Raw genomic sequence first — 11,505 nt, forward strand, 5'->3', positions numbered from 1 at the left:
TTTTATGAGGTAGGAGCTTAGTGATGCATGTTTTAATTTTTATAGCCCTTATGATTGTGCTTGACCAAGTGGTGAAGTACTGGGCAGTGGCCGTGCTGCAGCCCGCGCATACCATTCCACTGATTGAAAATGTTTTTCATTTAACCTATGTTGAAAACCGCGGTGCTGCATTCAGTTTATTTGCAAAATTTGATTCGCGATGGTTCTTTGTCACTTTAGCGGTATTAATTACTGCCGCGATTTGCGTAGCATTAAGAAAGAATTGGATCCAGACACAGTTGGGCCGATGGTCCTTATACTTGATTTCTGCCGGGGCACTTGGGAATGCAATAGACCGCGTTATCCGTGGCTTCGTCGTAGATCTGTTTGATTTTCGAGCCATTGGATTTCCGGTTTTTAATGTCGCCGATATTTTTATCTGCATAGGAGGCGCAATGTTTTTTATCTATATCCTGTTCCAACATAAAGACAAAGAACAGAAAGGGGAGCAGGATGACTAAGCTCCATCTAGTTCCGTCTGAACAGGATATTGGAAAGCGGATCGACACATATCTGAGTGAGCAAATTGAGGGGCTGACACGTTCCGCTGCGCAAGGATTATTGGCGCAGGGCGCAGTCTTTGCCGAAAATAAGGCGCTTAAAAAGAATTACAAGCTTACCGGCCGGGAATTGCTTGAAATCACGATGCCGGAACTGCGGGAAATCGATTTGGTACCAGAGAATATTCCAATTGATATTATTTATGAAGATACGGACATTATTGTTGTTAATAAGCCAAGAGGTCTGGTGGTGCATCCGGCAGCTGGAAATTGGTCCGGTACCTTGGTCAATGCTTTAATGTACCACTGTGGTGATAGCCTGTCAGGAATCAACGGGGAACACCGGCCGGGAATCGTTCACCGTATTGATAAGGATACGAGTGGTTTACTGGTTGTTGCTAAAAATGATACCGCACATCAGAATCTGGCAGCGCAGATCGTTACCCATACGGCTCGGCGTGAGTACGAAGCAATTGTGATCGGTTGCCCGCAGCTTGAAGAAGGAACGATTGACAAACCGATTGCACGTCATAAGAGCGATCGGAAAAAGATGGCTGTTATGGAAGGCGGCCGCAATGCCATTACGCATTACCGTATTTTGAAACGTTACTCTGGCTATACGCATATGGCATTTCAACTAGAAACCGGGCGTACACATCAAATTCGAGTGCATATGGCTTCTATTGGTCATCCAATCATAGGTGATCCGCTATATGGGCTGAAAAAAGACCGTTTTTCAGCAATTGGCGGACAATGCTTGCATGCAGCGGCACTTACGCTGGTGCATCCAAGAACAGGGGAAAACATGAAGTTTGTAGCTCCATTGCCGCCATATTTTACGGATATATTGTTTAAATTGGAGAAAATGCAATGAAAAAGTTTGAGCGTATGCTACTTGCATGTGACATGGATGGTACATTACTGGACAGTCAAAGAAAAGTCTCCGTGAAAAACCAACAAGCTATACAGTATTTTACGGAGCAGGGAGGGCTCTTTTCTTTGGCAACAGGACGAGCGCCCGGGGCCGCCCAGCCGTATTTTGATGAACTGTCGATCAATGCCCCGTATAGCCTGTTGAATGGTGCATTGATTTTTGATAAGCAGCACAATATTCTATCCTGTGCAGGCATGCCAGAAAAAACAAAAGAACTTATCAATGCCGCTGTGTCAAAATTTCCGGAGATTGGCTGCGAGATTTTTGACAGCGAAAATATCTATATTCGGCAAATGAGTGAGGTTACTGAAACACACCTGAAAACACTTAATTTATCCTATCAACCTATTATGCAAGATGAATTAACAGACACTTCTTCCTGGTGTAAAATCAATTTAACCGGCACGCCTAAAATCCTAGGATTAGTTCGAGCTTTCTTGCAGCCATATGCTGATGAATTTTGTATGGCATCCAGTATGCCGATGTTTTTGGAAATAACGGAAAAGAGCGTTCATAAAGGTGCAGCACTTCAAAAAATAGCAGCTTATTGTGGGATTCCAAATAATCGCATCTATGCAATTGGAGATAGTTTTAATGATGAGATGATGCTGCGCATGGCCTATAAAGGCTTTGCTCCTCAAAACGCGGATCAAGGAATATTGGAGATTGCAGATATTGTTGTGCGAAATCATGATTGTGATGCGGTTGCAGCAGCAATAGAATGGCTCGACAATATGGAGACGCGCCCAGGTCGCACGAAGTAAGACCTAGGCGCGATGGAATTGTCAACATAGGAGATTATACAAAATAAAGATTTTGTATAATTCGGTGGGGAGGTTTTCCAATTGTAACACAAGGTTTCCGCGCCGGCGTACTGATCGGTACGAGCTGCAGCTTGTCTACGTGTTACTATCTTCATGATTCTTTTCCTCCAGTAGCTTCAAGATTCTATCCACTTTGCGCTCCAACGTTTCACTACGGCTAATCTTCATACGGTACGAACGATGCTTTTGCTTGTGCTCAAAGAAGTCGCATTCCAGCCGTGCGCCGCGCTGGGTATTCAAGCAAGCCTGACAGAAATATAGCTTTGCTTCATATCTATGTGCGTAGACAAACGGGCATTTAGTCCGGGTACACACTTCGCACAGGCACATGTAACAGTATTTGGTCGGTACAGCCATCTTGCTCGCTCCATGCTTTAGTAGCTTGCCGGGTATCTATGTAGTACGAGTTACGGTAATCGTCTAAAATCGCTTGCTGCTGCCGTGTACGTTTAGATGTTCCAATAGCCAATATTTCACGTATCATAAAAAACCCCTTAGCATCATTGATAAGCGAAAGCGTCGGCGCAATCTGCCGCTTCACCCAATCGATACTCTTTAACAGCCTGTGTTGGGTTTCTTCCTTGATTACCAGCTTGATATTTGCGACCGAGTCGACGAAATCAGTCCACCACTTACAAACCTCACAGCGCGTTATATTGGTTTCGGTACGTTCGATGAAAGCAATTTTATCATTTAGGATACCACTAGCCAGCAGCCCTAGATCATCGGTATTCACCAGCGCATTTACAAAGCCGTTTGCATTGTCGCCGCGCATGACGATTTCAAAGCGTACCCAATGCTTGTTATATTCCGGTTCAGTCGGCTTATAGCGTTCCTTGGCCTTATCATAGATTCTGATACGAAAATCGGATTGTTCTGCACCGATATAAACCGTTGTACCGTCCTTGATTGTACCGTCATAGCCCTTAACAACCCTACGTTTGCGGATACGGCTGTTAATGGTATTTTCATCTACCGCAGCGGCGATTACTTCTAGGTCTAAATAGCCCTCGGTATCATCCAGCGCGAGATCGACACGCGACACATTTACATTTTCGTCGGCGTGCAGTTGCTCCACGAGCCGCAGAAATGGCGTGGTCAAATCATCTTTGCTGTGCAGCGTCGTGTGAGCTTCAAAGGTTCGGCAGCCTGAACCGGACATACTGACGCATACGCCCATATCACCAATGCGATCTGGTGCCGGGTCATGGAACACAAAGATATTCCCGAATGACATGCTGCGCTGATAGCCGTACTTGCCGTGCGGATGATCTACGAATAACGCCGGGTCTATCCGCAGATACCGCTTAACGATTGCATGTGGGTCAGTTTCCCCTTTTATAGAAAACGTCAGCCAGTCTATACTCGCTGCTGATTTCATAGCTTGTCCCCTCCCCTTGTAACGAGTACCCCCGTGATTACTGCACGGGGGTTACAAGGGAGCTTTGCGCGGTGCTCCCCTGCCCTATGCTTATTTCCTACCTTGTAAATAGGAATGTATATAGAACACGGTTAAACCGTGGTGATGGCTGCTTGCGTCTGCCCGCGCGGACGGCTTCCCGCTGGACGCTGGCGGGCTGGGTTTCCACCGCCTGCGGGCGGCGGTCGGTATGCGAGCCGCTGCGCTCCCGCATCTGCAACACAATTTTCGCTCGAGTAAACCAGGTCGATCAGCGAAATTGTGTGACATGCTGCGCTGCGATCGCTATTTGTCACACATTGCCGCGCCGTAGCTCGTCCGGATCAGCTCGCTGCAGCACAATCTTTGTGTTACTTATTGCGTTGGGTCTACGCCCGGTCCGAAGAACTGCGACAGCTTATCCATAGGCTGCGCACTGGTTGGCTCAGGCGCAGCAGGTACGGCGGGCGGGTGCCCACCGCTTCGCGGTTCCCCCTGCCCGCCCTCGTCCTGTGCGAGCGTGTCAAACAGGGCGTAGCTATCATATAGCTGTGCAATCTTCTTCCGGTACGGGATAATATCCGTGCTTAACTTCATGTTCTGGCCGTACCAGCGTTCCACACAGACAAAGGTGGTCGGAAGAAAGAAGAAAAAGCCGTTATTTGCTTTCAGGTGCTTCACATCATACTCGATGAGCACCCGAATCTGTTTATCAATCATCTTATCAGACTGCGCGACGAGGATAAAGTTATAGCCTAAATGCCGATGCTGGGAGAAGAACTTGATCCAGTCCATGCGCGTGTCGGGCTTCTTCTTCAAGGATTCATGCAAAATCCCCTTGCCGTTCCAGTCCCGGCTATTAAAGATACATTGCGCCTCGTCAATCACTACCAGCGTTTGCCCCTCTATACCGCGCTTATGATGTTCCCGCGCATAGCTCATAAGATAATCTATCGTGATATCCGGGTTATCAAGATATGTGAAGTGCTCCCGCAGCTCCTCGGGAAGTCCCAACGAAAAATTGGCGATTACCCGGTTACGCTCTTTCTTATGCAGCTTGTCCCAGATATCTTTAACACTGTGATAGCTCTTACCAGAGCCGGGAGTACCGGAGTACAGATAGATCATTGTGCAGCTCACCTCATTCAATCGCTTTGAGCCAGCGGGCAACTACTGATATGGCGTAATAGACGATAATACAAATAAGCCAAGCCTCGGCAATCGTCAGGAATTCATAGACCGGGAGAAAGTAGTTAATCTGCGCCAGCAGATCGGAAAAGCCAGCGTTAGAGATGATCTTAAACGGCGACGGCGGGAACAGGTTGCAGATCACCGCCAGCACCGCCGCAATCGCGTCGAGCAGGAATTGGCAAAACGACGCTAGACCTTTGAACATGCGCTCTCCCCTCCTATGTCACACAAGTTTTCTCACCGGCGAGCTGCTGCACATCGACCATTGTGTTACTCACCACTTGATCAAGCTACGCGTGCGCAGTATCAGCCCAATAGCAAACCACACGGTTGCGCCATACCGGAAGAACGCGATCGGCAGCGCAAACGGCGTTAAGTCGATATTCTCATGTATCTGAAAATAGGCCGTGTCCAGATCAATGCGAAGCTGGTAGTCCGAGGCTGTCGCGGCAAAGACCTTGATGGAGTTTACAAAGTCCCAAGGGATAGACCACGGAAAGCGGTCTGTCAGAACCACATTTTTGAACGCATCGAAGTTAAGACGGAAGTTAGACGGCGAATCAAAGAAACCCGTCAGCGCGTCGAGGATGCTTTGAAGCAATCCTTTCAGCCAACTGAAGATACCTGCAATGCCGTCTATAATGCTTTGCGCAAGCCCCTTTATTGCGTCCCATATCCCCTGCAAGAGAGAGATAAGCGCATCAAGAATTTGTTTGAGCAAACCAAGAATATCGCCCAGAATAGGTATATCCGGGGTTTCTGGTACATCGGGATTATCCGGAATGTCTTTATCAAGGCTTTCGCCTGTGCCAACATCAACAGGCACGTCAAACGGGATACTTTCGATTTTATCGCCTGTGCCGGGGTATACCGGGTACGGCACGGCATAAGCATCGGGCGACAGGTCAAGCGGCGGGTGCGTTATATTGCCATCTAAATCCACGGAGGGCAAGTCTGGAGCTTTGACTAAAAAATCGTCAGTGGGATATGTAAGATCGCCTCCAACGGGTACAGATATACTACCGATACCGCCTAAAGTAAGCGGATATCCAAACCATCCACGGACTAGGCCAGTATTCGTCTTAACTCCATCCAGCAAATAATACACTTCAAAGCGAACAGCACCACCACCAAATATAGGTTCTATCCAAAATTGCGTTGATGCAGTCGCGCCAAGCGTAGACAAATACTTGCCACTACCACGCGACAAATTAGGATTATCTATTGCAGCGTCATTTTGAATCAAAAAAACTTGCCTATCTGCAATTTCTACATAAATTTCACCCGTTGTCCAATCGTACTTCGGATAAGTAGTTGTATAAGGCACTCTAGTTACATTACGGCCAGAAAACAGACCAATAAACTGTGCTTTAAACTCATCTGTTAAATCCGCCTCGCTCGAAATGGAAAGCGAAGTACCCGGACTAACTACAACAGAGCCACCCTCCAAATGACCACTTAAAGCACTACTGATCGCATTCCAAAGGTCAGCCGACACGCGGAAACCCGCATTATCTGCTTGCTCTGGGTGGTCGTTTAGCCATTTAGCTTGATTCTTCAAAGTAGCCAAAGCTGGACTGCCTGACTTTTCAAGGGTATTCCAAGCTATTTCGGCCACCGCCCGAGCATCAATTTCATTACGGAATGTCGCACCACCGACACCGATGAGGATTGTGAGCAAAAGCTCTATTCCCTGTTGGACTGCCAGCGTCTCCACAAAGGCCGATGCAAACGGGACGACCGAGCTTGCTATAAATATCCAAACACAGAAAAAGAGGGCGAATACCCGCCGAAACAATCCTTTCAATCGTTTCACGACATTCGCCCCCCTTTTCAATGCTTGCTTACTTAGTCATGCCCTTGAACTTAGACCAAAGGAACTTTGCGCCGAAGAACAGCACGCCGATACCAAGGCCAGCCGCGATGACAGTTACGGCATCACTCCGCAGCGAAGTCGTAGCCTCATTGATAATGTCCATCGCACCAGACGGGGATTCTGCCGCTGCTCCGGCGCACGTCATTACCGCAGCACTCGCCAGAGTTGCCGCAATACCAATCTTCGCAGCCTTGTCTTTAAGCCATACCTTTGCTTTCTGAAACATACTTTTTACCTCCTACATCCGTTCGAGAAATTTTAGTACCTGTCGGAAGAATGCTCCGATCAAGCCTACAACGGTAAATGTCGCAAACAGGCTGACTGTTATCGCGTAGAAATCAGCCATACAACCACCTGCAAGCGAAATATGCTAAAGCAGCGGCCACGAGAACGGCCAAGAGGATCGTCAGCTTTTCGTCCATAGAGTGGGTTGCTTTCTCTATGGATTGCAGCAGCTCCAACACGGTCTGATCTGTGACCGCTGCTTCGGCAACTTGTGTTAGTGCCCCGATCATACGTTGATTGACACAAGGCGCGGATACCGGGAGCCGATCTCGACTTCAAAGCCGAAATTCGCGTGCAGCGGCTTACTCACGTCGAGTTTGCGCACCTGCTCGTAAAGCTCCGGTTCACGGGTTTTGTCGATCCACACGTCATTTGTCATGAGGCCAACTGTGTTTGTGTTTTCAGCAGCATAGTACACGGACAGGCCAGTCTTTAACTCCCCTGTCTTTTTGCTGGTATACTCCACTGGTTGATACCCTAAAATTGTTACTTTCATTGTTCTTTCTCCTTTCGGGTTACTGCCCTACGTTCATCTATATCTATGTCACACAGTTTCATCCGCCTGGTCGACCGCAGCGGATTGAATTTGTGTTACATGCTCTAATTGCCCCTTTAAAAGCTTATAGTCGCTTAAAATCTGGTTTGCGTATGCTGACAATCTACGTATACTCGGCTCAAGCTCATAAAGCAGCTCATCTAAATGCCGCTTCTGGCGGTCGATTTCCTTTTCGTAATATTTGTGCTGCTTTTGCAGCTCCGGCAGCTTGTAATAGCATTCCAGCACGAGCTGCTCAAACTTGTCATTGATGCTGTGCCCCACTTGCTGTTCCAAGATCGCCGCTACCTCGTCCGAGTAGCGAAAGCTCCGGATGTTCGTCTTCTTCGACATAGTCAACCCCTCCTACGTCTATTCGGTTTATTTCTTCGATGATTGCCCAATACTCTTTACTGGTCATACAGCCTCCGAATATAAGACATCTCTTATAAAGAATAATATCAGACATGTCTTATAAATTCAAGTAAAAAAAGATCATTACTATAAAATTATTATGGTGATTAAATGACATGGTTTCAAAGAATACGTGCTTTGCGCGAGGATAACGACTATACACAAGAATATGTTGCGAAGCTCTTAGGTATCAAACAGTCATACTACTCCGACTATGAGCGGAATCAGCATGAATTACCCATACGGCATATTATTGGCCTCGCAGATTTATATGGTGTAACCACAGACTACCTTTTAGGCCGCACAGACGACCCTAAAGGCGCAGTCGTCAAGCAAGTCACAATACACCAGCGAGATCATAACACGAACATCATCAAGTAGGTTGCGGCGGCCGAAGCTCGCCGGGAAGAGACAGTCAGGGCAAGGAGGTGCAGATCATGTTAGTACAAATACTGCTTTATGCGTTGTGGTACATTGCTGCTGCATTTCTCGTAAGCGTACCTGTTGCGCTGGGATATGCATTAGTAAAGTATCGTAGCCGTAAAGTGCTATGATCCATCGAACAGACCGGACCACCTCCGGTCTGTTTTTTTGCGCCTCCCTGTCCTCACTGTCCCCTCCTTGTAACACAACCTACTCGCTGCAGCGTTCCTGATCGGAGCGGCTACAGCTTTTTCATGTGTTACACTTCCCTACTTTCTTGCAGATTTAGCACTATTTACATTATCTGACAACAAAGTAAAGATTTTGTATAATTGAGTGGGGTAGAGTGTAGACAAAAGGCGGTCGCATATTTAAGCGACCACCTTTTTTAGCCTTGTGTTGATTTTTGCACAGGAGGATGCACTTCAATTTGCTTGGATTTAATAAAAACGCTTAGTTTCTTGTAAACAAGCATTGTGATAAATGTTAATATGGCGCCTTTGATCAGATTAAATGGCAAAACTCCTAAAAGTAAATATCCGGACATTCCTGATATTGCAGGATTGATCTGTGAGCAAAGACTAAAAATCGTCTCCAGCGGCCACACCGTCGAATAAAACGGAATGATTAAAAAATAGTTTGTCAGCATCCCAACACAGGCCATAGCCACAGAGCCAGTCACACAGCCAATCACAGCCATTTTCCGTGTTTTATGTGTACGGTATACTAGGACCGCAATCATAACTAAGGTGGTTAGCATCAAAAAATCAGCTAACTCTCCAGATCCGCCGGTCTGCGTTTGGGTCAAGTGAATCAAATCTTTGATGACGATCATAGAAACAGCAGGCCCTATTCCAAAAATGAATGCGCCAATCAAAACAATTGCGCCACTTAGGTCGACTTTTAAAAATGGCGGCATCAAAGGCAATGGAAACTCAAAATACATTAATACGGTAGCTATTGCGGCAAATACCGCGGTATACGTGATTTTGCTGGTTTTTGTCATGCTGATACTCTCCTTTTTTACAGGAGTTCTGCTTATGCGGGGTCTAAAAAGCCCTTGGACCAAAAGAGTCCAAGGGCGTGCAGACGTACCGAAATACACCTGTTTCTTTCATCCGGACTTTAACCGTCGGTTGGGATTTACACCCATCGGCCTTTCGGCTCGCAGACTATCGGAGACTATGCCCCGTTCACTGCCGGTGGAGAATTTCACTCCGCCCTGAAACAGAACTGATGTAGTTTTATATATTCATTATAGGGGATTCATGAAACTCTGTCAACTGTTATCCTTACAAATCTGCTGCATCAATCGTTCAATTTCTTCACGCGTGCTAACTGCATTGATAAAAGCCAGCAGTGCGTTAGCGGACATATGCGATGGCAGATCCAACGCTTTTATCAACTTCTGCCGACGTACCGTACTGTCCGCTCCGCCGGAAAGACCCCAGCAAAAAAAGTCTGCTTTAGTGATTGCCTTAATTTGCGGAGATGATATTGCAGAAGAGTTATCTAAAAATGTTGCGCCCGCCCGACGAAGAGCTTCCAATATAATGTTCGATGACATGCCTTCTACTCCTAGCTTCCCTTCCTTAGAGCTTTGGCGCTTACGGCGTTCTTTCCCCAAAATATCAGGAACATACGCCTGCTTGATCTGGTCGATGGGCAGCGCGCTTTTGATAAAGTTGCGAATAACGAACCCCGCGCCGTCGCTGTCTGTAAGAATAATCAAACCACGTGTTGCGGCAATCCGCCGGATAAGCTTCAGCTGGTCTGCATTATTAAAAATACGAAAGCCACCGGTTTCCAAAATCACTGTGTCGACAACCTGATGCACCGTATTGGCATCATAACGGCCTTCCACTAAGACCGCTTCCCGAATACGAACCATTTTTAGCCTCCAAAATCAGCGGCCAACGCCAACAGCGTTAATTCTATTTGCTTCTGGCGATCAACTGCGCTCCCTTTCAGTTTCGCATCGGTTTCTGCGCATAAGGAAGCTGCATTGCGCAGCCAGCCAATGGATACCCGGCGCGCAGCTCTCTGAATCTGCTTTGCATAATAGGGGGATTTAGTGCCGAGCAGCTCCAATAGTTCCCGCTCCCCTCTCCTTGCCGATTCGCATAGTTTTGCGGCATACAAACGTTGGATATGTCGCAATATCACAGTAAATATCATAACTTCATTGTTTTTCTGTGCAATTAAATCATCAATTAGCGCTACTGCACGGTCAAACCGGCCGGCTGTGATCGCATCGGTTAAGTCAAATACAACAGCTTCCAGTACACGCGAGCAGACACTATCAATATTATATTTTTTGATTTCGCCCGTCGTGGAGTGCGCTGCGGCTTTTTCAATCTCCCCCTGCAAATTTGTCATAGAATTCCCACAGAGGAAAATCATATAAGAACAAACATCTGGAGAGATAGCTCGGTCTAGCGCGCGAAATTGCCGTTCGATCCATGCGGTCAGTTCTCGTTCTTCAAGATGATCAAACTCTGCAAAACATGCCGCCTTATTAAGCAGTTTATAAAGTTTGGTGCGCTTATCCGGTTTTCCCTCCAAAATATCAAAGAAAAACACCAAACAGATATAATCCGGCAAATCGCTGAGCAACTCCGGCAGTTTATCAGCAAATATGGCGGGAGGCTTATAAAGGTCAAAATCGGTAACAACGACGAGCTTTTTTTCCGCCATTGCCGGATAACTGTCTAATGCTTCCGAGAGCAGTTCGGGTGTGAGCGATTTCCCGTCAAACTCTGTGAGGTTAAAATCGCGGAATGTCTCGTCAACCACCTTTTCCTTTAGTTCTTTTAAATAATATTCTTTTAAATAAGTCTCTTCACCGGAGATGATATAGAGCGGCGCAAAGGTCCCATCCCGTAGGTCTTGTATCAGTTTGAATTTTCCGGATTTTGCTTGCTTGACAGGCACTTTGTTCACTCTCCTTGTATTATAGAGTAGTAGTTATTAAAGCCCCTCTCCAAGGGCTGTGCTACACTGTAAGGGATGCTGTGGATTGGTTGCACCCTCCTACCACAAGATGGTTCAAGAAAGGTTCCAACCACAGCCCTTTGCAGTTTTG

Annotated in this window: 14 protein-coding genes and 1 riboswitch; of the genes, 4 read left to right on the plus strand and 10 right to left on the minus strand. The window is 46.8% G+C overall.

Going from position 1 to position 11,505, the window contains the following annotated elements:
* Positions 1 to 23: 23 nt before the first annotated feature.
* The 3 genes from lspA to SO058_RS03645 are packed head-to-tail and all read left to right on the plus strand — an operon-like array spanning position 24 to position 2,237.
* Positions 24 to 500: a signal peptidase II gene (gene lspA, locus SO058_RS03635; protein ID WP_320841640.1), complete on the plus strand. Its 477-nt coding sequence runs from the start codon at positions 24 to 26 to the stop codon at positions 498 to 500.
* A complete protein-coding gene (locus SO058_RS03640) occupies positions 493 to 1,413 on the plus strand; it encodes an RluA family pseudouridine synthase (protein ID WP_320841641.1) in 921 nt (306 codons plus the stop codon). Before lspA ends, SO058_RS03640 begins: the two co-directional genes overlap by 8 nt.
* On the plus strand, positions 1,410 to 2,237 hold the full coding sequence (locus SO058_RS03645) for an HAD family hydrolase (protein WP_320841642.1): 828 nt from the start codon (positions 1,410 to 1,412) through the stop codon (positions 2,235 to 2,237). The genes SO058_RS03640 and SO058_RS03645 overlap by 4 nt, the downstream gene beginning before the upstream one ends.
* 358 nt (positions 2,238 to 2,595) lie before the next feature.
* On the opposite strand, the gene SO058_RS03650 is transcribed toward SO058_RS03645, so the two are convergent.
* The 7 genes from SO058_RS03650 to SO058_RS03680 form a co-directional block, all read right to left on the minus strand.
* Positions 2,596 to 3,678, minus strand: coding sequence for a replication initiation factor domain-containing protein (locus tag SO058_RS03650; RefSeq protein ID WP_320841643.1), 1,083 nt, complete (start codon positions 3,676 to 3,678; stop codon positions 2,596 to 2,598).
* A 393-nt stretch (positions 3,679 to 4,071) separates the two neighbouring features.
* The gene (locus SO058_RS03655) at positions 4,072 to 4,824 is read right to left on the minus strand and encodes a zonular occludens toxin domain-containing protein (protein WP_320841644.1); all 753 of its coding nucleotides are present in this window, start codon (positions 4,822 to 4,824) and stop codon (positions 4,072 to 4,074) included.
* A gap of 13 nt (positions 4,825 to 4,837) precedes the next feature.
* Positions 4,838 to 5,092: a hypothetical protein gene (locus tag SO058_RS03660; RefSeq protein WP_320841645.1), complete on the minus strand. Its 255-nt coding sequence runs from the start codon at positions 5,090 to 5,092 to the stop codon at positions 4,838 to 4,840.
* A gap of 69 nt (positions 5,093 to 5,161) precedes the next feature.
* Positions 5,162 to 6,703: a hypothetical protein gene (locus tag SO058_RS03665; RefSeq protein WP_320841646.1), complete on the minus strand. Its 1,542-nt coding sequence runs from the start codon at positions 6,701 to 6,703 to the stop codon at positions 5,162 to 5,164.
* Positions 6,704 to 6,731: 28 nt separating this feature from the next.
* Complete coding sequence (locus SO058_RS03670) at positions 6,732 to 6,989, minus strand: hypothetical protein (RefSeq protein WP_320841647.1); 258 nt, start codon at positions 6,987 to 6,989, stop codon at positions 6,732 to 6,734.
* A 285-nt stretch (positions 6,990 to 7,274) separates the two neighbouring features.
* Positions 7,275 to 7,544, minus strand: coding sequence for a hypothetical protein (locus SO058_RS03675; RefSeq protein WP_320841648.1), 270 nt, complete (start codon positions 7,542 to 7,544; stop codon positions 7,275 to 7,277).
* 48 nt (positions 7,545 to 7,592) lie between these two features.
* Positions 7,593 to 7,937, minus strand: coding sequence for a hypothetical protein (locus tag SO058_RS03680; protein ID WP_320841649.1), 345 nt, complete (start codon positions 7,935 to 7,937; stop codon positions 7,593 to 7,595).
* A 171-nt stretch (positions 7,938 to 8,108) separates the two neighbouring features.
* Between SO058_RS03680 and SO058_RS03685 the strand changes: the two genes are divergently transcribed.
* A complete protein-coding gene (locus tag SO058_RS03685) occupies positions 8,109 to 8,378 on the plus strand; it encodes a helix-turn-helix domain-containing protein (protein ID WP_320841650.1) in 270 nt (89 codons plus the stop codon).
* Positions 8,379 to 8,808: 430 nt separating this feature from the next.
* On the opposite strand, the gene SO058_RS03690 is transcribed toward SO058_RS03685, so the two are convergent.
* The 3 genes from SO058_RS03690 to holA form a co-directional block, all read right to left on the minus strand.
* On the minus strand, positions 8,809 to 9,426 hold the full coding sequence (locus SO058_RS03690) for an ECF transporter S component (RefSeq protein WP_320841651.1): 618 nt from the start codon (positions 9,424 to 9,426) through the stop codon (positions 8,809 to 8,811).
* A 96-nt stretch (positions 9,427 to 9,522) separates the two neighbouring features.
* Positions 9,523 to 9,654, minus strand: a riboswitch (FMN riboswitch).
* Positions 9,655 to 9,699: 45 nt separating this feature from the next.
* Positions 9,700 to 10,311 carry a toprim domain-containing protein gene (locus SO058_RS03695; protein WP_320841652.1) on the minus strand — a complete coding sequence of 204 codons (612 nt, stop codon included), beginning with the start codon at positions 10,309 to 10,311 and terminating at the stop codon, positions 9,700 to 9,702.
* Between the two features lie 2 nt (positions 10,312 to 10,313).
* Positions 10,314 to 11,354, minus strand: a complete 1,041-nt coding sequence (holA, locus tag SO058_RS03700; protein ID WP_320841653.1) for a DNA polymerase III subunit delta — start codon at positions 11,352 to 11,354, stop codon at positions 10,314 to 10,316.
* Positions 11,355 to 11,505: the final 151 nt, after the last annotated feature.

The sequence above is a fragment of the Agathobaculum sp. genome (assembly GCF_034098985.1).
In the GTDB taxonomy this organism is placed as follows: Bacteria; Bacillota; Clostridia; order Oscillospirales; family Butyricicoccaceae; genus Agathobaculum.